A 20377-nucleotide genomic window follows, 5' to 3' on the forward strand; every position below is an offset into this window, starting at 1 on the left:
CTGTTTAATCGCATATACTTACACAAATATCCGTCAATTATCATTATCATGCAATACCTAAACCTAAGTATCCCTCGCTTGTCTTCTACCTTCTTCCGGTCTGCCACTCTCCGCAAGAGAGGGCATACGTATGCACTTGGCTGTATGGGGCAAAATGTCTATTTTTGAAAGGCATAACAAGCAAGCATATATCCTATGAAACTCCGGACGGAAGACTTAGTAAAAAAATATAAGAACAGAACCGTGGTCAACCACGTATCCATTGAAGTATCTCAAGGCGAGATTGTAGGACTCTTGGGACCCAATGGAGCAGGCAAGACCACTACATTTTACATGACCGTTGGTCTGGTTCTCCCCAATGAGGGAAAGATTTTCCTCGATGACGAAGAGATTACTCACGAACCCATTTACAAGCGAGCGAGGAAAGGCATATCCTATCTTGCTCAGGAGGCTTCCGTATTCAGAAAGATGACCGTAGAGGATAACATCCGCTCCGTATTGGAGATGACCAGTAAGCCTAAAGAGTATCAGAAAGAGAAGTTAGAAAGCCTCATCTCCGAGTTTGGTCTCCATAAAGTGAGACACAATCTGGGGGATCGTCTTTCGGGTGGTGAGCGGAGAAGAGCGGAGATAGCCCGTTGCCTCGCCATAGAGCCCAAGTTTGTGATGCTCGACGAACCTTTTGCCGGAGTAGACCCCATAGCGGTACAGGATATTCAGAGTATTGTTGCCAAGTTGCGTGAAAAGAATATCGGTATTCTCATCACCGACCACAACGTGTACGAGACACTATCCATCACGGACCGTGCTTATCTTCTGTTCGAGGGGCGAGTGCTTTTCCAGGGAACAGCCGAAGAGCTTGCCGAGAACGAGATCGTAAGAGAGAAGTATCTGGGTAAAGACTTCGTATTCCGCAAACGCACGTTCAACCGGGAAGGATGATACGGTTAGACCAACAGTCTCGCCTGCTGCAAGAAGCGGTAGATGCTCTAAGCACTCTGCCCGGAGTAGGCAGTAAAAGTGCATTGAAGCTGGCTCTCTATCTCCTGAGACAGGAGAAACAGTTTACCAAGAACATATCTGCCAAGATAGATGCTTTGGTCGAGGGCATTCACTACTGCGACCGTTGCCACAATCTTTCCGATACAGACCTCTGCATGATCTGCTCCAACCCAGCCAGAGACTCCCGTATCCTCTGCGTGGTGGAGAGTGTAAAGGAGGTTTTGGCTGTTGAGAACACCGGACGTTTCAATGGTCTATATCACGTTTTGGGCGGAGTGATCTCCCCGATGGACGGTGTAGGACCTTCCGAACTGCACATCGACGATATTCCCGACAGGGTCAAAAGCGAAGGCGTAGAAGAGGTCTTGCTCGCACTGAGTACCACCATGGAGGGAGATACGACCAACTTCTACATCTACCGTCTCCTTAAAAATCTCGATGTCAAAGTCTCTGTGATCTCTCGTGGCATAGCCATAGGGGACGAGCTGGAGTATGCAGACCAACTCACTCTCGGTAGAAGCATAGACCACCGGATAGATTTCGAGTCTACCCTAAGAGGATAACCGCCATAAAGTATCAGATATGCCCCCTCCCAGCAGAACCTTTTATGCCGATGAGCACAGTAGTGTTGCATCCGGTCTACGCCTAAGCGAGCTTACCGGGATAGTGGAAGATCTCATCTCTTCATCGTTCACTCGTCCGCTGTGGGTGGTGGCAGAAGTTTCCGGCATGCAGGTCAATAGAAGCTCCGGACACTGCTACATGGATCTGATAGAGAAAAACGACCAGGGAAAGATAGTAGCATCCATTCGGGCAATGATATGGAGCAGTCAGTACAGACTCATCTCCGAAAAGTTTTACGAAGAGGCAGGGGTGGAGCTGAGCGAAGGTTTGGAACTGCTCCTTATGGTTTACGTCAGATACAGCCCGGTATATGGGCTTTCTCTGAATATTGTCGGCGTGGATGCCACCTACTCTTTGGGAGCCATGCGAAAGCAGAGAGAGGCTACCATAGCAGCACTGAAAGCATCCGGCATTTGGGATATGAACAGAGCTCTTCCACTCTCTCCTCTTCCCCGAAAGATAGCGGTAATCTCTTCGGCTACGGCTGCCGGATGGGGCGACTTCCATAACCAACTCACACGCAACGACTATAACATCCGCTTTGCAGCTACACTCTTTCCTGCCATTATGCAGGGGAATGAAGCGCCGGCAAGCATCATCTCCGCTCTCGATGCCATTATGGACTCCGGGCAGGAGTACGATGCCGTTGTCATCATTCGGGGAGGAGGAAGCCGCTTAGACCTTTTGGCGTTTGACAATGCCACACTCTGCGAACATGTTGCACAATATCCCTACCCCGTCATATCCGGTATAGGGCACGACAGAGACCTCTCTATCTTGGACATGGTGGCACACACCGCTCTAAAGACACCTACTGCCGTCGCCACCTTTCTCATAGATAAAAATCTATACTATATCTCTGCCGTCTCCTCCGCAGAGGAGCGTTTGGTAAGATTGATGGGTGGGCAGAAACAGCTGTTAGAGAGCAGACTCCGGGTATTGATGCACAAACAGAGACAGCTACTATACCTGCGCACCTCGGAGATAGAGCAAAGAGTGGGCGCACACTACCTCCGTCTGCAACGCTTTTGGGCATCGCTGACGGCACGAACAGAGAGCAGAATAGCATCCGACACTGCTCGACTGAAACGCTCCATAGCATCATGGGAACCGCTGCAACGGCAAAGACTCTCCTCTTTGGAGGAACGGCTGCGCCTTTTAAGCCCGGACAGAATCCTCTCTTCCGGGTATGCGCTTTTTGTCGGATCGGATGGCAAGAGCATTCGCTCTGCTTCACAGACTCATCCGGGCGAAGATGTGAAAATATTATTGGGCGACGGAGCGGTATCTGCCACCGTTACCGGAGTGGAAAAGAGAGAAGAAGAGTACAACGATTAGACAAACAAAAATATGGCTAAAAAGAAATTCAACTATACCCAAACGCTGAAAGAGATAGAGGAGAACCTCTCCCTCATCGAGCGGAACGAGCTTCCGATAGAAGAGATCTTGAAGCTAAGCAGAGCCACAGCCTCGATGATAAAAGAGTGCAAAGGCGAGCTGAAAAGTCTGCAAGAAGAGATAGACAAAATAGTGGAAGAGATAGAGAGCAACGGATAACCTCTCTCCCTCTGCATCAAAACGGATTACGGTCTTCCCCATTCCATACTCTTTGGAATGGAGAAGACCGTTTCTCTTTTCAAGATAGCCGATTCAGGAAAAAGATGTTTGGCTTCTCGCCTCGCTTCTACCCTGTTTGAAAATCGTTCTTCTACGATAGCAACCGATTTTAGAACAAATCCATAGAATATAAGTTCCGCATTACCCTTAGAGTCGTACCGAAGCTGTTTTCAAAGTCTATCGAGATGAGCAAAAGCAGCACTCCTTTATATCACTTATTCCTATTTTGTTGGAGAGAAATGTTTTTAGGGAACATTTTTGAAGTCTTTAGTTTACAACATAATTCATAGTTTTGTCTCAACAATGGCGCTGACTTAAATACTACTATTTGTCATTTATTCTGTTTCAAGCTTTGTTAAATAGTGTCCTGAGGCTTGATAACTTTTTCTTGAACTCGTTTATTGAATCTACTTGATAAGAAAACAGACCCTTAATGTTTAGTCCACAATTCAAGTCTTCACAAAACTCATTGCTTTCATCATTCTTGTGTCCATTAGGGCAAATGTATTGCCTCTTCTCCCCTTTGCTGAAAAGCCCTTTAGTAGAGATAAAACTACCAACATCCGGGAGATTATCTATTATATGCTCCATCTCTTCCATCCTTTTGAGGTCTTCAATATCGTATGAATCGGATTGAGTCCTTAAAAGATAAGTAGAGTTTGTAAGGTCTTCTTTTATTGCCAAGAGTATTCTCTCCGAGTCAAATAGATTGCAAGCAACTATGAGATCACCCATGACTGCTTTGTTCTCTTTTCTCTTTTCGTACGCTCTTCTCGTAACCATCTCTTTGGGTATCGCTCCCAAATATTGCGTGATAAAGCTTATTTCTTCTGTTGTCCTTCCAGAGTTTTGGATAAATCTGTCCAATAGATTGTCTATTATTTCTTCTTGTGGGTTTTCAAGAAGGAATGTCCTCCACTCTTCTTTTATCTCCTCTCCATCATTTATACCGGAAACGATGGATTGCCTTAGCATTTCCCTTTCCAACTCAGCCCCATCTATTGAGTATTCACGCAAAACTTTGAATTTATTATCTTCTTTTTCTTCTATGATACAAGCTGTCCCGGAAGCAGATAGCATTATCATAGATTTCCCCTTTCCGGAAATCTCATCAAAATCGACCTTGAAACCTAAAATACAGTTTGCTCCCTTTCTTTTTGCTTTCTCTTTTAGCTTATTGGTTGCATCCTTATATATAAGGTCCATTTTCTTTTGATAGGAATATGAATACCCTCCAAATATATCTGTTATTGAAGCTGAGAAATCAGAAAAAAAATTGGTTCCGAGAACCATATTTACGCAGATGGTTTCTACATAACGCTTAACAGCATAACCTTCTATATTGTTTGTTGTTGTAATGATAAAATCTCTATTCTTCATAATTAAATTTTTGTGAGTTTTCTCATAATGCAAATATTATAGATTCAATAGCAAATGAATGACAGCAAAACACCATTAAGGGCTGCAATATCCGCTTCTATATTAAATCATCCGACGCAAATATAAAGTTTTTTAACAAGCATAACAAAAAGATTAAACTTTATCGGACTATGTCATACCCGACCAATAAAAAAGATAAAGAGCTGATTTTCGTAATGAAATCAGCTCTTTACTTTTATCCCCTTTCGGTAAAGTTTGTGGGGCGGTAGAGTTCAAAAATCTACACAAACCTATTTACAAGTCTCTTTTAACGGGTTCAAAACGCACTCCGAATACTTTCACTACCGTAAATCGGGGCTTGACTTCCAAAAATCGAAACTTGACTGCAACAAATCAAGCCTTGATTTGCAGAAATCCGGGCTTGATTTACACAATTATTCCTGTTTATCCGAACTTCTGAACATGATAAACAAAACTTCTATACGAGTTAAAAAGAGTTGTTCGACAGGGAGAAAGTTTCCTCCGTACAGAACGGCTTCAACAGCTGAAAGATGAGAGTTTCAATACAAATCTATTCAAGAAGCATTAAAAAAGTGCAAAAGAGAAAATATCCGACTTTTTATAGAAATATTTTACTTACCTTGCAAAGCAAACAACCACGAATACACCATACACTTATGAGACAAATCATTTTTCCTGTATGCCTGTTGCTCTCTCTGCTACTCGGAACAGCGGAAAGTGCCACCGCACAAAGCAGTGAAGTTTATAGAGCCATCTATCAGGTAAGAGGCTCGTACACGCCTCAAGAAGCCGTAGATAAGGGTTCATATACAGAGGCTGTTCTGGAGATCTATCCGGATAGAAGTTTCTTCTTCGACCGCTGGTTTCAGGTCGGCGACTCCGTTTACCAAGCATCATTGGACTTGGACGGAGATATGCTTAGAGCCGCTCAGGCAAAACGGAGAACGGGTGTGGCTCCCGGTCTGAAAATAGGTGTGAAGAGCTTCTTTGCAGATAACAACAGAGAGACATCCCATGTCATCGGAGTGGATTTGTACTGTTACGAAGAGGAGCTGAACCGCCCTGCCTGGGAGGTGATACAGGATAGCACGGCAGTAAAGAGCGGTTACAACTGTGTCATGGCTAAGGCTCAATATCTCGGAAGAGAGTGGATAGCGTGGTACACATCCGATATTCCCTCTCCCACTGGACCTTGGAAACTGTGGGGTCTGCCCGGGCTTATCGTCGAAGCTAAAGATAGTGAGGGAGTTTTCTCATTTACTCTCGCCTCGTTCTCTGCCACTACTCCTGAAAGGCTGTACGGCGACTTCTCGAAGTATAAAGATGCCTGGAAGAAGCGACAGACAAGAAAGAAGAAACAGGTGGTGGAAACTCTTTCGTTCTTTATATCCGATCCGGTCGGGTATCTGCATACCACAATGCCGGGAAGAATAAAGCGCATAGAGGATAAAGATGGTAGAGAGATCACCGGAGAAGAGCTACGGAACGAGTTTGTTTATTTGGAAAGATAACGATATGAGAGCGAAACAGAATCTTACTTTTGCCTTGCTGGCTGCTCTGCTGTTCTGTATGGCAGGAAGTGCCATGGCGGAAAACAATGAGGTTTATAGAGCTGTCTACAAGGTGCAGGGCTCGTATATGCCTAAGAAAGCAAAGAATAAATCTTCATATACAGAGGCTGTTTTGGAGATTTCATCGGATAAGAGCTTCTTCTTTGACCGCTGGTTCGAGGTGGGAGATTCCATATATCAATCCTCTTTTGACAAGGACAAAGACCGCACCAAGGCTGTTCTGGCAAGGCAAAGATCGAGTGTAAGACCTAGTCTGAATATCGGTGTCAAGAATGATTTTTCGAGCAACAGCAGAGAGACTATTCATGCTGTCAATGTCGATTTATTCCACTACACGGAGGAGCTGACCCGCCCTGCCTGGGAAGTGGTGCAGGATAGCACTGCGGTAAAGAGCGGTTACAACTGCATCATGGCCAAGGCTCAATATCTCGGAAGAGAGTGGATAGCGTGGTACACACCCGATATTCCGTCTCCTGCAGGACCATGGAAACTGTGGGGTCTGCCCGGACTCATCGTCGAGGCTAAAGATAGTGAAGGTCTCTTCTCATTCGCTCTATCCTCTTTCTCTGCCACTACTCCGGAAAAGCTGTACGGCGACTTCTCGAAGTACAAGGATGCTTGGGAAAATAAGCACATGGGGAAAAAGAAACAGGTATTGGAGGCTTTCGCTTTCTTTATATCCGATCCTGTCGGCTACTTTCGCTCTATATATCCGGGAGCAAAGGTTACCGTTACGGATCAGAATGGCAATAAGCTGTCTCAGGAAGATCTGCTCAGAGATTTTGTTTATCTGGAAAAGTGATGAAAATGAGAAAGGCAACACTCCTTTCTGCCCTGCTCTTCGTGGCGACTTTATCTGTTTATGGGCAGACCTACGGCTATAAAGTTCACTATCTGTTGCATAAACAGTACGAAATCTCAAAGAATAAAAAGCCGGATCCGGAGGAGATGATTTTGGAGATTATGCCCGATGAGAGCCACTATTACAGCAAGGTATTGGCTTTCATAGACTCTACCCTTTTATCCAAAATCAGTACCGGAAGCAGCGTAAAAGAGGCGATGTGGGAAGATCCGAATATCGAAGAGGAGGGAGAGCCAATATATATACGCTCCTCGTTCGATAAGCAACAGCGTGAGGTCTCATACCGGATACTCGAAGAGGAGTACTCCTACACCGAAAAGGTTACCGCCCCCGAATGGCGCATCTTAGCGGATAGCACCAAACGGATTGGAGCATACAGCTGCACTCTTGCCCGTGCTTCGTACATGGGACGAGAGTGGCAAGTGTGGTACACGCAAGAGATCCCGTCTTCCGCCGGACCTTGGAAGCTGTGGGGATTGCCGGGTCTGATACTTGAAGCGAAAGATATGGAAGGTATTTTTGAATTCTCTTTTCTCGGCTTTGAAGAGCAGACAGAGCAGAAGAGTTACGCTAAAGCGAGATCCTCTCTTCTGCCTCATATCAGCAGCAAAAAGGCATCGAAGCAGAAGGTAGAAGAGCTTTACGGAAACTTTATAGCAGATCCTTTCGGCTTCTTGATCCAGACTTCGCCGGATGTTAAGATCATTTCCAATGGAGAACCAATGCTTACACCCACTTGGGAAAAGATGAACTATATACCGCTTGAAAGATGATAACGTCTAAGATAAACCTGCGTATTCTCTCTCTTTTTGCCCTCTTTTTGGTAGGCTCTACCGCTCTGCTTCATGCTCAAAACACAATCTCCGGATGGGTTAAAGAGAAAGGCAACAACAACGGAGTGCATCATGTCTCGGTGTCTGTCGTTTCCGGTGATAACGGGAAAATACTCGGCGGAACATTTACAGATGAAAAAGGATTCTTCAAAATAACGACCAAGCAGGAGATCGGTAAGGTTAAAGTGATCCTCTTATTCAATCACCTCTCTTATAAGAAGCTGACCAAAACGGATCTCGGAGCCGTTCTGAACGGTCAGAGTTTCTTTATGGAGCCTCGGACAGAGAAGTTGAAAGAGGTTGTTGTACACTCCACTCCCGTGCGCCAACGTGGAGACACGACGAGCTATTCGGTCAATCAGCTCAAAGCATTAGGCGATCGCTCTCTCGAAGATGTCTTAAAGCGGATACCGGGAATGAGTGTAGACACATCGGGAAAGATAAGATACCAAGGCAAAGACCTGAGCAAGCTGTACGTCGAAGGTATGGATCTGATGGGAGGACGATATTCGCAGGTAACAAGGAACCTCACTACGGAAGATGTTGCATCCGTTGAGTTACTGGAAAATCACGAGGCAATAAAGATGGATAAAGATATTTCCAGAAGTGAAGAAACGGCTCTAAACATCCGTCTGACCGAGAAAGCGAAGTTGAACTGGATCTATTCGTTGGAGACCGGAGCAGGTATCAACAGAGATGCCAAACCGCAATATTTGGTGGAGGGATCGGCTTCCACATTCGGAAAGACCTTTCAAACGATGCTGATAGCCAAGGGCAATAATGAGGGGAAAGAGATCCTTTCGGAAATGAATCGCTTTGGTTACGATGGTTCACCATGGAGCATCATAAGCCGTGGACAGAGTAAAGGCAGCGACTTTTTCTCTTCAAGTGCCGATCTTGGCGATCATATCGTGAGAGCCAAAGGCAGAATAAACCAATCCGCAAGCGGTTCTGCCAATCATATAAGGAAGTTTTCGGAAGATGCCCAATGGCGTATGAACGTGAACTATGGCTTTGACAAGGCAGACAGACGTGCGTTATACACCACTCTTTTCAGGACTTCTCCCACCGAACGGACCAAGATAGAGGAGGAGCAGATCCTGTCTCACAAGCACCATCAACTCTCTTTGGAGAGCAGCTATACGTTCAACGGACAGTCGAGATATACCAGAGTGAAGACCGAGTTTTCGCTTCTGCACAAAGAGCTGCAAGGAGAAAAGATAGCCAACAAACACCCTTACGAGGAGTTTACAAAGTCTCCATCCGGTACGCTATCCAATGATATAGAGTGGAGCAAAAAGTTCGGAAAGGGACGGATAAGGTTTTCGGATAATCTTTTTGGTACTTATCGCCCCAACTCTCTTGCGCTTCATGCTCCCAAAGGACTCTCTGACGGAGCCACGGACATACTTCAAAAGATCGAGAGCAAAAGCTTCGGCAATGCGGCTTCTCTCTCTTACTACTACACCGGAAAGGGATGGGAGCTTGATCTGGGCGTGAATGTGGATCTCAACAGAGAGGAACTCTCCAGCTCATTGACGGGTCTGAAGTTTGCCGGTACTCACCCCACTTCGGGCAGTATTACCTATCAGGAAGCCAAGACAACCCTTAATCCCTCCTTGATTTGGAACTATAAGTACATCCGTCTCTCCCTTACTCCTGCCGTAACATGGATGCTTGCCTCCTCGAATGAAAAGGGATCGAAAGAGAAGCCTATCCTAATCTCTCAAAACGATATTCGCTTCACCCCGTCTCTTTACTTGAGATACGAGCCATCTTCAAGCTTCTACTCCACTCTGGGATGCAGCTACAACGAGGGCGACGGCTCTTATCCTCTCTCTCTTTATACGCCATACATCTTCCGAGGGATAGGCAGAATAGGAACGGGCGAAGCCGCCTGGTGGAAGACAAGAGCCTCTTCGGCATGGCTCTACTCCGCTTATAAAGATGTGCTCAACTTCTTCTCCGCATCCTACAATCTGCGATACACGAACGCACTATCCCCTCGCAGCTCATCCTCTTACCTCGATGGCATTTACATCATATCCAGACCGGACTGGAGGGAGACCCATAGTGAGTCGTTCTATCAATCGCTCTCCGTGCAAAAGTCTTTCCGCTCCATCGGTCTCACGACCAACTTAGAGGTGAACCACTCCATAGCCAAAGGCAAGATCGTACAGCAGGAAAAAGTGTTCGATCACCGCACTCAAGGAGTCATGGCATCCCCTACAATAGAGTGGCTGGCTTCGAGAAAACTGAGCTTCAAATACAGTGGGAACTACTCTCTATCCCTTTTCGGACTGAAGGATAGCGACAGAAAGGAGGCTAAACAGACCAATATGTACCACTCGTTCTCCATGTATGCCCGCCCGACCTCACTGTGGACACTGAAAGCGAGTGCCAATATGTACGACAGCAAAAACTCGGACATCGAAGGCGGCAAACGCAGAGGGATATGGTTCTTTGATGGAGAATCTCAGTATGTATTCCCTTGGGCTACGGTGGTACTAAGTGTTCGGAACTTGGGACAGAACGATATATACCGCGTAGAGAGCCGAAATGGTCTGAACGCTCACTCCTCTACCTTCTTCCTCCGACCGAGTGAAGTTTTGCTCTCGTTCAGGTGGAATCTGGCTAAAAAATAGGATGGGCAGATAGAGAGGAGCGGAAAGGTTAGTGGTACATCAACCTCACTTTCAGCTCCGGATAGCATTTTTCGAGAGCCTCTTTCAGCCCCACAACGTGCCCTGCACCTACTATCACAATGCTTCTCAGGTGAGAATTGTCTCTTACTTGAGAAGCAATATTTTTTGCCATACGGCTGTTCCTTTCGTCCCAATACTTTGCAGCCTCTTCGCTGTACGGGGTGGAAGACTTCACGTATCGGAACGAATTGACAAGATGTTTCCGATACAGAGAAGCCGGACTATTGGTGTACTTGCCGAGACGACCCAATAGAGCCGGAAGGATAGAGCGGTTGTAGTCTCTCTTTATCAACCGATCCCCCTCTCTGTTGTCTCCATTCTTCTCCCCTGCCTTACGGGTTTGAGACCATGCCTTGTAGTACTTATCCGTGGTCTGCTGGTCGTCCATGCAGTAGAGTTCCCTGATATTCATTGCAGTTGCGAGCTTGAAGGAGAGATCCTCATTCTCATTTCCAAACGCTTTATCCGCTCCTTTCACGCCATACTTTCGCAGATAGTTGTAGTAGAGATGGTTTACCCGGTCTCTCTTGATAAGATATGCTTCGGAAAGGAACCCGAAATCCTCCTCCGTCAGCTCTGCCAATGGCAGGGTGCGAAGCTCTTCAAATCGGCTCTCGTCCATGCTCTTTACGGCTCTGAGAGAGTCCGATATGTGGAGAAATCGGGGTGTAAAAAATTGCAGACTAACGGTATCGTTCGGGCAGATAAACTCCACATAAACCGCTTCCGGCTTATACTTCATGGCATAGCGTAGCAGAGGCTTGTAGCTGTTCTTTACAATGGCAGGTACGGAGTGCATCGTTCCCATGATCAGAACCTCTTTCTCCTGACTCGCCATGCTCATCGAAAGGGCAAAGAATAGCAGTAACCCAATGTATTTTTTCATATCTTATTCCTGTATCATTCTTACAAAGACGAAAGAGAAATACTCTGTTCATCAAGGTTTAACGCGCCTAAAGTTACAAAAAAACAGATACCGAAGCGTGAGGCATGGCGCAAAGATCTTTCTATATTCACTTTCAAAATCTCTTTTATAAGGCATTAAAAACTGCTTTGAAAGTGAACAGAATGAGACTTCAAGGCTCGAATGGCAGAAATCAAATCTTGAATCTTACAAACCAAGCCTCGATTTACAGGGAACAAGCCTTGATTTGCGGAGAATAAAGCTCGATTTGGAGTTTTTAATCTGTTCGGAAGCAAAAATAAACACATTAAATCTCTCTTGTAAACAGGTTCACATTTTGCTCTACCTGCAAAAAGCAGATCATCCGTACCGATACCGCCCGGCATATCGGTTCTATCTGATTACAAGGGAGTAAGCCTGACGCTCTTACCTCGACACGATCCATTAAAACCCCATCTGTTTCGCAACAGCACTACGTTCACAGCCGAAAAGTCCGGAGCAAGATTTATGGATCGGGGCGAGTTTGTTCTGAGAATAATTATTATATTTATGACCGTAAACTTTTATTTTTCAATACTAAATTCTAAAAAGCCAACAGCTATGAATGCAACAAAACTTACTAAACTTTTTTCTTTGGTCGTTTCGGCTATCTTGCCGATCCTTTTTGTTTCGTGTGATATAAATAACCAAGTGCCCGATTGCGGACAACCTCTTCTAAGAAATCATGTATGGCAAGGCACAGCCACACACGAAGATGGTTCCGGAGATGTTACCCTTGTTTTTATGTCGGGAGACTTGACCAAGCTCAACCCTAAGGCAACGATAAAAAATGAAAATGAGGGAAAGTCCGGTGGTAATGTAGAGGAGGGTGTTGTTTATATTACCTACAAAAAAGGGCTTACTTGGGAAAGAAAGGGAACGTATAGATTCCAAAATGATGCCTTGAGCATTGTTACTTATGTCGATATTGACAAAGAACCTTGGCTCAAAAAATGGCAGGAGTTTGTATTTGTAAAGAAAGAGTGGACAAAAAACAAGCTACATCTGGAAAACATCAATAAGGATGCCGAGGTACTTAGGGTATTGACTTTGAGTCCGGCTTCTCAAAAATAGAAGTAGAACCAATTGATATTATAATCATACAGGTAAGTGCGAAAGCACACTTTCAAACGGAACTGTTTGCCGTCTGAAAGCAAAAAAATCACTACTAACAGGTGTTACAACCCTTTTAGTAGTGATTTTTTTGCTTTATGGATAAAGGTATGCTCTTAATCTTCTCTCACTGAACCGATGTTATTCAAGCCACCTTTATCTCATCACCGAACTCTCTTCAAAGCCTCTTAGAGGTTTGCACGCTCGATGTCTTTGAAATACTTATAGGTTCCCACTTTCAGCTCTGCCGTAGCATCTTCGTCGCAGACAATGATGCCTTTCGGGTGCATCTGCAGTGCGGAGATGGTCCACATCTGATTGATGCTTCCCTCCACCGCATGGTAGAGCGCACGTGCCTTGCCTAAGCCATTGACCAGAATGATAACCTCTTTGGCGTCCATCACGGTACCCACACCCACTGTTACTGCTGTGGCAGGTACTTTAGATATATCGCCGCCGAAGAAACGGGAGTTTGCCGCTATCGTATCCGATGTCAGCGTCTTCACTCTTGTGCGTGAGGCAAGCGAAGATCCCGGCTCGTTGAATGCAATGTGTCCGTCCGGACCTATACCGCCAAGGAATATATCTACTCCGCCAACCTGCTTCATCTTTGCCTCGTATGCCTCACACTCGGCTTGTATATCGGGGGCATTGCCGTTGAGGATATTGACATTCTCTTTCGGGATGTCTATATGGGAGAAGAAGTTGGTCCACATAAAGGTGTGGTAGCTCTGTTCATGGTCTTGCGGCAGCCCGATGTACTCGTCCATGTTGAACGTTACAACGTTGCGGAAAGAGACCTTACCCTCCTTGTGAAGACGGATAAGGTTCTTGTACAATCCCATCGGCGTAGAGCCGGTAGGCAGTCCCAATACAAATGGTCGGTCTGCGGTAGGAGCAGCATCGGCAATACGTTTTGCAACGTACTCTGCTGCCCATAGCGACATCCGATCATAGTCGGGTTGGATAATAAGTCTCATAAATCTTTTGTGTTGTATGGAATATACTTCTGTATCTTAGTCTTTCAACAGCTGTTCTGCCAGACGCTTTCCGAGATCCCATGCTGCGGCGATGTCTGCATCCTTCATCTCCATCTGGATCTCCACACTGTTCTCTTCGAGTGTCTCCCATTTCATGGTTTCGGCAAAGGGTTTGAGATTCTTCACGGCAGCACCATTCCATGTGTAAGAACCGAAGCAGGCAAAAAGCTTACCCTTGACACCACGGCTCTCGATCATGTTCATCGCTGTCTCTACCACAGGATAAAGTCCGTTGTTGTACGTTGGGCAACCAAGTACCACAGCCTTATAACGGAAGACATTGGAGAGGACATAAGAGGGGTGCATCGTGGATGCGTTGCAGAGTACCACATTCTTCACGCCGTGATGAGCCAATGAACGTCCGATCACTTCCGCCACCTCTTCGGTGTGTCCGTACATGGAACCGTAGATAATGGTGGCTCCCACTTCCCACTCATCCTTGCTGAGCTTGTCGTAAAGAGCAATGATCTCTCCGGCATACTTTCTCCAAACAGGTCCGTGAGTGGCACAAATGGTTCCGATTTCAAGGCCGGCACACTTGGCTATCGCTTTTTGTGTAAACGAGCCATACTTGCCCACAATGTTGGAATAGTAGCGATACACTTCGTTGTAGAACGCTGTACGATCTACCTCTTCATCGAAAATACCACCATCCAACGTACCGAAAGATCCGAACGCATCAGCAGAGAAGAGCACCTTTTCCTTAGCATCGTAAGTGAACATCACTTCTGGCCAGTGCACCATGGGAGCAAAGATGAATTGGAGTTCGCGGGATCCGATGTTGAGCTTAGTGCTTTCGTCAACGATCACGACATTGTCCGTGATGTCGAAGTAGCCCTTAAGCATATCGGCACTTTTCTTATTCACCACAAACTGAATATCGGGATACTTGTGTTTAAGAACACGGATAGAACCTGAGTGATCCGGCTCCATGTGATCCACGATCAGATAGTGAAGCGGTTCGTTACCAAGTATTCTCTCAAGATTGTTAAGGAATCTGTCTGCATAGCAAATATCGACGGTGTCTATGAGTACATTCTTTTCGTCTTTGATCAGATAAGAGTTGTACGCCACACCGGCAGGCAGAGGCCACAGGTTTTCAAAGAGATGTTTCGTTCTGTCGTTTACGCCAAGATAGTAGGTAGAGTCGTTTACCTTTGGAATGTAATACATTTTTATATCGTAGTTTTTAGTGTTAAATATTATTCTGTTTTGCCTTTTGGCTGTACACTATGGAAGCAATCCCCACTATGATAAAAGGAATACTGAGCAGCTGCCCCATATTCAGGAGCATATCTACCTCGAAATCTTCCTGAGGATTCTTCAAAAACTCTATGAAGAAACGAGCAGTAAAAAGAAGGGTCATAAACACTCCGAAGATGAGACCGGTCTTTTTATACGCATCGCGTTTCCAGTAGAGATACATACATATTGCGAATATGATAAGATAAGCAAGAGCTTCATAGATCTGCGTAGGGTGGGACGGAAGAGAGAATACAGGCTCTCCACCGTGGATCTCACCACCGTAAAGATTGGTGATAAAGCGAAATCCCCAAGGAAGATCCGTAGGTCTGCCGTATATCTCATGGTTCATAAGGTTTCCGGTACGTATCATTGCCGCCACCAATCCACTCGGTACGGCAAGACGGTCGAACACCCAGAGCATACTCTTATGACTCACTTTCTTACTATAAAAATAGATGGCAATGATGATACCGAGCACACCTCCGTGACTTGCCAAACCTCCTTCCCATGTCTTGAGAATCTCTATCGGATTTGCCAGATAGTAGGATGGATTGTAGAAGAGAACGTGTCCCAACCGTGCACCGATAAATGTTCCGAGAACGGTATAAATAACAAGATGGGTAAACCATTTCTCAGGTAACTGCTCTCTTTTCCACATCTTATCGAGGATGTAGTACCCGAAAACCAAAAGTCCGACAGCGAACAACAGACCATACCAACTCAACCGAACTCTTCCCAGAGTAAGGATGATAGGATCTGCTTCCCATGTTATGTATGCCAACATATAGTTACTTCATTATAATTTTAGACATTGCAAATTTAGTCATAATATACGAGACGCCCTTACTCTAATATGATATAAGGCGACAATCTAAGGCTATCATCCACAGAGAAGAGCGAGGTCTCGTACAATCCTTTCCACGTGGGGAGATCTCCTTTGGTGAGAATACGCTTGAGAGCGGACGCCTGACGGAATGAGACATAAGGATGTCTGCGCAGCTCTCCACCTTCAAAAGATGAGATCCTGACAGGCATCGGAAGCTCTTTTACATAGAAGTAGGGCTTTATCCGGCTGTATCGCTCTCTATCCATTCCATAGACCTCCTGAAGCTGTTCCGTACAATAATAATAGCCCCAAAGCAGCTCCCTATACTTCACAATCCTTTTGGCAAAAGAGGGACCGATGCCGGGCACACGGACGAGTAGGACAGAGTCGGCACTGTTGAGGTCTATCTTCTCTCCTTTTTTCATCTTCTCCGGGAGCTGCTCACGTTTCGGAGGTCCGGGATAATGCTTCGTGCGAGAGACCGTATCTTCGACAACAGCGGGGATATTCGGGACAGTATCCTTCAAGATTTCCGAGCTTTCCTGTGCCACAACAGCTCCGTGAGATCTTTCGGACGGATCGGAATAGAGCAGATACCCGGCAAAGAGGGCAACAAAAAGGAGAAGAATGATGATGGCGGTTACATCCGAACGTTTGAGATAAAACCAAGCAGGTCTTTTCTTACCCATGGAAAGCGGCTTTTATTGGCAGATTCCGTCCGCAAGTCTAATGGTACGATCGGCGATCTTGGTCAGCGCATCGTCGTGAGTTACGATCACGAAGGTGAGACCTTTTTCCTCTCTAAGTTTAAGGAACAGACTGTGCAACTCTTCTTTGTGTGCCTTATCCAATGCTCCCGACGGCTCATCCGCAAGGATCACCGTGGGGTTATTGATGAGAGCACGCCCAACAGCCACTCGTTGCTTCTCTCCTCCACTTAGTGCGGCAGGTTTATGATGGAGTCTCTCTCCCATATTGAGGTAACGGAGCAGCTCTTCCGCTTTGGCGTAGGCTTCTTTCTTGGATACCCCTGCGATGAGAGCGGGTATTGCGACATTTTCGAGAGCGGTAAGCTCCGGCAGGATCTGATGAAACTGAAACACGAAGCCGATGTGTTTGTTGCGAAATCTTGCCTGCTCGTCTCCTTTAAGCGTTACTACGTCCGTGCCGTTGATCCGGACAGATCCTCCGTCCGGACTGTCCAGTGTCCCCAATATCTGCAGCAGGGTTGTCTTCCCGGTGCCGCTTGCTCCCACGACGGCTACTATCTCTCGTTCGTACACCTCTATCGAGAGACCTTTCAGTATATGTAGCGGACCGAAGCTCTTCTCTATTCCTTGGGCGGATATTACAGCTTTGCTCATTCGTTTTCTTCTTTTTGGGTTATCACACTTACGGCATAATAAGCCGCATAACATCCGGCTACGGCGGGCAGATAAGCCACTGTTCCGTTCACCGATTTCTTATTGTTTTCTCCGTCTGTTACTTCAAGCGTCTCCTTGTCCGGCAGTTCTTCGGAGTAGACAACGGGGAAAGAGACCGAGACACCGAGCTTTCTCAATCTTTTCCGGACGACTCTTGAGAGAGGACATCCGCCTACTTTCTTCATGTCGCCCACTCTAAGCTTTGTGGGATCGAACTTCGAGCCGGCGCCCATGGCGGATATGAACGGCATGGAACGGCGTTGAAGCGAGGCGATCAGAAAGACTTTCGGGCTCAACGTATCTATTGCATCTATGACAAAGGTATAAGGCTCGGCATTGAGAAGCTCTTCCGTCAGCTCGTCTTTCAAGAATATTCTGCGAGTCCGGACGATGCACTCCGGGGCAATATCCCTGATGCGCTCTTCCCATAGATCCACTTTAGCCTTTCCGACGGTCGAGCAGGCAGCAATGATCTGTCTGTTGCGGTTGCTCTCCTTAACCTCATCGGCATCCACAATGGTGAGGCGTCCCACTCCGACACGAGCCAACATCTCCAAAGCGTATCCTCCCACACCGCCTGCGCCAACTACCAGCACGTGAGCCTCTCTAAGCTTCTGCATGGCTTCGGTACCCATCAAGAGTTCGGTACGCTCCTGCCATCCGTAAACGTTCTCAATCATAAGCACAAAAATACGAAAAACGAAGAAGAGAGTGCTATCGTGACTCCTTTTTCGTATATCAAACTTACAAACGAATATTTACTCTCTAAGGTGAAAAACAAAGATCTGCAAACCGGAAGTCCTAAAGCGTTTCCGGCTTGCAGATTCGTCTGCGAAAGAGATCGGCCAAGTCTTATCTGTATTCAAACAAAGCTCCTCTCTGTTTCATCTTGACTTTTTCGCCCACTACTTATAGCGCAACCACTGCATCAAGGTCTTGTAGGACGGTTTCTTGCCGTACATCAATATACCGACACGATATATTCTGGAAGCAAACCAGATAGAACCGAGAGCCGAAGCAATAAGTATTACAATGGATAGTACCAACTGCCACATCGGAGGCTCGAAAGGCAAACGAACCATCATCACCACCGGAGAAGAGAGCGGGAACATGGAAGCAAAAATAGTAAGCGGAGCATCCGGATTATTTGCAGCATAGAAGCCGAAGTAAAATGCCAACAAAGAAATGATCGTTACGGGCATCATCAGTTGTTGTCCGTCTTCATCGTTGTCTATCGCCGAGCCCACTGCGGCATAAAGAGAGGCATAGATCAGATAACCTCCAAGGAAGTAGAGGATGAATGCCACGAAGATGAGCGAGAAGTTGATGCTCTGCAACGGCACAAGAATCTCTTCGATGAAGCCCTCCATCATGACACTTTCCTGTGCGGCAGAGATCTGCTTCATCTCCGCAACGGATGTAGTGAGGGTGTCGAACATGAAGAGCTGAAGCAGGAAGACTCCCCCGACAAACACCACAGCCCAAATAAAGAGCTGAGTGAAACCGATGAGAAGTGCAGCGATAATCTTGCCCATAAGAAGCTCAAAAGGCTGCACGGAGGAGATGATCACCTCCACGACACGATTCTTCTTCTCTTCCCGAACGGAGGCAAATACCATCATCCCGTACATGAAGATGAAGAAGTACATCACGAAATTGGTTATCATCCCCAAAGCAGATGCCAAACCGGCGGAAGAAGAAACACTGTCCTCTCCGGATGCAACGATCTTTGCGGTTTGTATATCCAGACGCACCTTGGTATCATCAATAATGTTTTTCAGGTTCGGAATATCGAAAGAAGCGATCTTCTCCTCTTGAAGCACCGGCATGATCTGATCGTAAACAAGATCCGAAAGCTCCGATGTAATCTGCTTTTCCGTAAAGATTTTTATCCCTCTGGGATTCTCCAACAAGTCCTCCGAGATGAGCACATAGGCATACATCTCTGTTCCTTCGGCTCGCTCCTCATCTAAGCTCTTGGAAGTGGTTATGAAACGAAAACCGTCCTTGTTCTTAAGGTGGGAGAAGTACTTTCCGGGCTGGTCTGCAACAAGAACCACTTTCTCTTCGTCCGTTGTACTCTTGGTGTTCATCAATATCGCCGGGATAAAGCTGATGGCGATAAAGAAGATCGGGGTGAGAATCGTAAAAATAATGAACGACTTCTTGAGTACCTTCTCACGATACTCACGAGATATTATTACTCCTAACTTTTTCATGCTTCTACTGCTACTGGTTCTGTTTTGGTTACAGTGTCTATGAATATGTCCTGTATGGACGGAATGATCTCTTCAAACTTCACAAGCTCGCCAAGTGGAACAAAGTCCGCGATAATCTCGTTCACGCTCGCCTGATTCGGGTTCAGCACCTCCACTTCCCAAAATCCGGCTCTCTCGTTATGATGCATACTGACACCGTAACGCTCCTTAAGAGATGACGGTATCTCAAATCCGTTGTTAGCGTAATAGCTGATACCATATTTAGATCCCTTGAAACGCTGTTTGATTTCGCTTACTGAACCTTGAAGTACAAGGCGAGACTTATTGATCAGTCCCATATCATCGCACACCTCTTCCACGCTCTGCATATTGTGTGTGGAGAATATAATGGTGTGTCCTTTATCTTTGAAACCGAGGATTTCATCTTTTAGGAGCTTGGCATTGACGGGGTCGAAACCGCTGAAAGGCTCGTCAAAGATGAGCAGTTCGGGCTCATGAAGGACAGTGGCAACGAATTGCACCTTCTGCTGCATCCCTTTGGAGAGCTCTTCTACCTTGCGATTCCACCAAGGCATGATATCAAACTTCTCGAACCATTCTGTCAGCTTCTTCACGGCATCCTGTCTGGAAAGTCCTTTAAGTCTTGCCAGATAGATGGCCTGCTCTCCTACTTTCATCTTGCGGAAGAGTCCTCTCTCTTCAGGAAGGTATCCGATGTTCTGCGTATCCTCTTGTACCATTTTTCTTCCCTTAAACAACACTTCTCCGCTATCGGATATACCAATGCGGTTAAGTATGCGTATAAGAGTGGTCTTACCTGCTCCGTTGGGACCAAGTAAACCATAAACTCTTCCTTGCTGCACCTCTATGCTGACATGATCCAATGCACGATGAGCGGAAAAGTCTTTTACAATCTCTTTTGTTTCTATAAAAATCATCTGGTTCGTATGTG

Annotated in this window: 20 protein-coding genes; 9 read left to right on the forward strand and 11 right to left on the reverse strand. The window is 46.1% G+C overall.

Translation table 11 applies throughout. The features are described 5' to 3' along the window. Positions 1-195: 195 nt before the first annotated feature. Genes lptB through HQ39_RS06695 form a run of 4 tightly spaced genes read left to right on the forward strand, consistent with a single transcriptional unit; the run spans position 196 to position 3183 of the window. Entirely contained in the window at positions 196-942 is a 747-nt protein-coding gene (gene lptB, locus HQ39_RS06680) for an LPS export ABC transporter ATP-binding protein (RefSeq protein WP_036844853.1), read from the forward strand. Beyond that, positions 939-1565, forward strand: a complete 627-nt coding sequence (gene recR / locus HQ39_RS06685) for a recombination mediator RecR (RefSeq protein ID WP_036864870.1) — start codon at positions 939-941, stop codon at positions 1563-1565. Before lptB ends, recR begins: the two co-directional genes overlap by 4 nt. 19 nt (positions 1566-1584) lie before the next feature. Then, positions 1585-2964 carry an exodeoxyribonuclease VII large subunit gene (xseA, locus tag HQ39_RS06690; protein WP_052079519.1) on the forward strand — a complete coding sequence of 460 codons (1380 nt, stop codon included), beginning with the start codon at positions 1585-1587 and terminating at the stop codon, positions 2962-2964. Between the two features lie 12 nt (positions 2965-2976). Continuing rightward, positions 2977-3183, forward strand: a complete 207-nt coding sequence (locus HQ39_RS06695; RefSeq protein ID WP_036790070.1) for an exodeoxyribonuclease VII small subunit — start codon at positions 2977-2979, stop codon at positions 3181-3183. A gap of 405 nt (positions 3184-3588) precedes the next feature. Here HQ39_RS06695 and HQ39_RS06700 read toward each other — a convergent pair whose 3' ends face one another. Beyond that, entirely contained in the window at positions 3589-4623 is a 1035-nt protein-coding gene (locus HQ39_RS06700) for a YbjQ family protein (protein WP_036864873.1), read from the reverse strand. Between the two features lie 677 nt (positions 4624-5300). Between HQ39_RS06700 and HQ39_RS06705 the strand changes: the two genes are divergently transcribed. The 4 genes from HQ39_RS06705 to HQ39_RS06720 are packed head-to-tail and all read left to right on the forward strand — an operon-like array spanning position 5301 to position 10555. After that, the gene (locus tag HQ39_RS06705; protein ID WP_036864875.1) at positions 5301-6155 is read left to right on the forward strand and encodes a GLPGLI family protein; all 855 of its coding nucleotides are present in this window, start codon (positions 5301-5303) and stop codon (positions 6153-6155) included. Continuing rightward, entirely contained in the window at positions 6097-7017 is a 921-nt protein-coding gene (locus HQ39_RS06710; RefSeq protein ID WP_036864877.1) for a GLPGLI family protein, read from the forward strand. Before HQ39_RS06705 ends, HQ39_RS06710 begins: the two co-directional genes overlap by 59 nt. Next, positions 7017-7850, forward strand: a complete 834-nt coding sequence (locus tag HQ39_RS09275; RefSeq protein WP_052079520.1) for a GLPGLI family protein — start codon at positions 7017-7019, stop codon at positions 7848-7850. Before HQ39_RS06710 ends, HQ39_RS09275 begins: the two co-directional genes overlap by 1 nt. After that, a complete protein-coding gene (locus HQ39_RS06720) occupies positions 7847-10555 on the forward strand; it encodes a hypothetical protein (protein WP_036864880.1) in 2709 nt (902 codons plus the stop codon). Before HQ39_RS09275 ends, HQ39_RS06720 begins: the two co-directional genes overlap by 4 nt. Positions 10556-10583: 28 nt before the next feature. Here HQ39_RS06720 and HQ39_RS06725 read toward each other — a convergent pair whose 3' ends face one another. Together HQ39_RS06725 and HQ39_RS09615 are read right to left on the reverse strand one after the other, a co-directional pair. Further along, on the reverse strand, positions 10584-11501 hold the full coding sequence (locus HQ39_RS06725) for a DUF5694 domain-containing protein (RefSeq protein WP_152565530.1): 918 nt from the start codon (positions 11499-11501) through the stop codon (positions 10584-10586). Between the two features lie 325 nt (positions 11502-11826). Further along, the gene (locus HQ39_RS09615; RefSeq protein WP_160216116.1) at positions 11827-11964 is read right to left on the reverse strand and encodes a hypothetical protein; all 138 of its coding nucleotides are present in this window, start codon (positions 11962-11964) and stop codon (positions 11827-11829) included. 155 nt (positions 11965-12119) lie between these two features. On the opposite strand from HQ39_RS09615, the gene HQ39_RS06730 reads away from it, so the two are divergent. Further along, positions 12120-12632, forward strand: coding sequence for a hypothetical protein (locus HQ39_RS06730; protein WP_036864881.1), 513 nt, complete (start codon positions 12120-12122; stop codon positions 12630-12632). Positions 12633-12859: 227 nt separating this feature from the next. Here the strand turns inward: HQ39_RS06730 and nagB are convergent, their stop codons facing one another. The 8 genes from nagB to HQ39_RS06770 form a co-directional block, all read right to left on the reverse strand. Continuing rightward, complete coding sequence (nagB, locus tag HQ39_RS06735; protein WP_036864883.1) at positions 12860-13651, reverse strand: glucosamine-6-phosphate deaminase; 792 nt, start codon at positions 13649-13651, stop codon at positions 12860-12862. A gap of 36 nt (positions 13652-13687) precedes the next feature. Beyond that, positions 13688-14884, reverse strand: coding sequence for an FprA family A-type flavoprotein (locus tag HQ39_RS06740; RefSeq protein WP_036844830.1), 1197 nt, complete (start codon positions 14882-14884; stop codon positions 13688-13690). A 22-nt stretch (positions 14885-14906) separates the two neighbouring features. Continuing rightward, complete coding sequence (lgt, locus tag HQ39_RS06745) at positions 14907-15740, reverse strand: prolipoprotein diacylglyceryl transferase (RefSeq protein ID WP_036864886.1); 834 nt, start codon at positions 15738-15740, stop codon at positions 14907-14909. A gap of 59 nt (positions 15741-15799) precedes the next feature. After that, positions 15800-16471, reverse strand: a complete 672-nt coding sequence (locus tag HQ39_RS06750; protein ID WP_052079521.1) for a ComEA family DNA-binding protein — start codon at positions 16469-16471, stop codon at positions 15800-15802. Between the two features lie 12 nt (positions 16472-16483). Continuing rightward, positions 16484-17146 (reverse strand): ABC transporter ATP-binding protein, encoded by a 663-nt coding sequence (locus tag HQ39_RS06755; protein WP_036864889.1) that lies wholly within the window; start codon positions 17144-17146, stop codon positions 16484-16486. Continuing rightward, positions 17143-17886, reverse strand: coding sequence for a ThiF family adenylyltransferase (locus HQ39_RS06760; RefSeq protein WP_036864891.1), 744 nt, complete (start codon positions 17884-17886; stop codon positions 17143-17145). The genes HQ39_RS06755 and HQ39_RS06760 overlap by 4 nt, the downstream gene beginning before the upstream one ends. A 225-nt stretch (positions 17887-18111) precedes the next feature. Beyond that, positions 18112-19425: an ABC transporter permease gene (locus HQ39_RS06765; protein WP_036864893.1), complete on the reverse strand. Its 1314-nt coding sequence runs from the start codon at positions 19423-19425 to the stop codon at positions 18112-18114. Then, entirely contained in the window at positions 19422-20363 is a 942-nt protein-coding gene (locus HQ39_RS06770) for an ABC transporter ATP-binding protein (RefSeq protein WP_036790032.1), read from the reverse strand. The genes HQ39_RS06765 and HQ39_RS06770 overlap by 4 nt, the downstream gene beginning before the upstream one ends. Positions 20364-20377 lie beyond the last annotated feature (14 nt).

This window comes from Porphyromonas sp. COT-108 OH2963, from assembly GCF_000768895.1.
GTDB lineage: Bacteria > Bacteroidota > Bacteroidia > Bacteroidales > Porphyromonadaceae > Porphyromonas_A > Porphyromonas_A canoris.

What these genes read in the sequence shown, in the direction of transcription:
- lptB (WP_036844853.1), top strand. Translation starts at nt 196, where the DNA reads ATGAAACTCCGGACGGAAGACTTAGTAAAAAAATATAAGAACAGAACC.
- recR (WP_036864870.1), top strand. Translation starts at nt 939, where the DNA reads ATGATACGGTTAGACCAACAGTCTCGCCTGCTGCAAGAAGCGGTAGAT.
- xseA (WP_052079519.1), top strand. Translation starts at nt 1,585, where the DNA reads ATGCCCCCTCCCAGCAGAACCTTTTATGCCGATGAGCACAGTAGTGTT.
- HQ39_RS06695 (WP_036790070.1), top strand. Translation starts at nt 2,977, where the DNA reads ATGGCTAAAAAGAAATTCAACTATACCCAAACGCTGAAAGAGATAGAG.
- HQ39_RS06700 (WP_036864873.1), bottom strand. Translation starts at nt 4,623, where the DNA reads ATGAAGAATAGAGATTTTATCATTACAACAACAAACAATATAGAAGGT.
- HQ39_RS06705 (WP_036864875.1), top strand. Translation starts at nt 5,301, where the DNA reads ATGAGACAAATCATTTTTCCTGTATGCCTGTTGCTCTCTCTGCTACTC.
- HQ39_RS06710 (WP_036864877.1), top strand. Translation starts at nt 6,097, where the DNA reads ATGGTAGAGAGATCACCGGAGAAGAGCTACGGAACGAGTTTGTTTATT.
- HQ39_RS09275 (WP_052079520.1), top strand. Translation starts at nt 7,017, where the DNA reads ATGAAAATGAGAAAGGCAACACTCCTTTCTGCCCTGCTCTTCGTGGCG.
- HQ39_RS06720 (WP_036864880.1), top strand. Translation starts at nt 7,847, where the DNA reads ATGATAACGTCTAAGATAAACCTGCGTATTCTCTCTCTTTTTGCCCTC.
- HQ39_RS06725 (WP_152565530.1), bottom strand. Translation starts at nt 11,501, where the DNA reads ATGAAAAAATACATTGGGTTACTGCTATTCTTTGCCCTTTCGATGAGC.
- HQ39_RS09615 (WP_160216116.1), bottom strand. Translation starts at nt 11,964, where the DNA reads ATGGATCGTGTCGAGGTAAGAGCGTCAGGCTTACTCCCTTGTAATCAG.
- HQ39_RS06730 (WP_036864881.1), top strand. Translation starts at nt 12,120, where the DNA reads ATGAATGCAACAAAACTTACTAAACTTTTTTCTTTGGTCGTTTCGGCT.
- nagB (WP_036864883.1), bottom strand. Translation starts at nt 13,651, where the DNA reads ATGAGACTTATTATCCAACCCGACTATGATCGGATGTCGCTATGGGCA.
- HQ39_RS06740 (WP_036844830.1), bottom strand. Translation starts at nt 14,884, where the DNA reads ATGTATTACATTCCAAAGGTAAACGACTCTACCTACTATCTTGGCGTA.
- lgt (WP_036864886.1), bottom strand. Translation starts at nt 15,740, where the DNA reads ATGTTGGCATACATAACATGGGAAGCAGATCCTATCATCCTTACTCTG.
- HQ39_RS06750 (WP_052079521.1), bottom strand. Translation starts at nt 16,471, where the DNA reads ATGGGTAAGAAAAGACCTGCTTGGTTTTATCTCAAACGTTCGGATGTA.
- HQ39_RS06755 (WP_036864889.1), bottom strand. Translation starts at nt 17,146, where the DNA reads ATGAGCAAAGCTGTAATATCCGCCCAAGGAATAGAGAAGAGCTTCGGT.
- HQ39_RS06760 (WP_036864891.1), bottom strand. Translation starts at nt 17,886, where the DNA reads ATGATTGAGAACGTTTACGGATGGCAGGAGCGTACCGAACTCTTGATG.
- HQ39_RS06765 (WP_036864893.1), bottom strand. Translation starts at nt 19,425, where the DNA reads ATGAAAAAGTTAGGAGTAATAATATCTCGTGAGTATCGTGAGAAGGTA.
- HQ39_RS06770 (WP_036790032.1), bottom strand. Translation starts at nt 20,363, where the DNA reads ATGATTTTTATAGAAACAAAAGAGATTGTAAAAGACTTTTCCGCTCAT.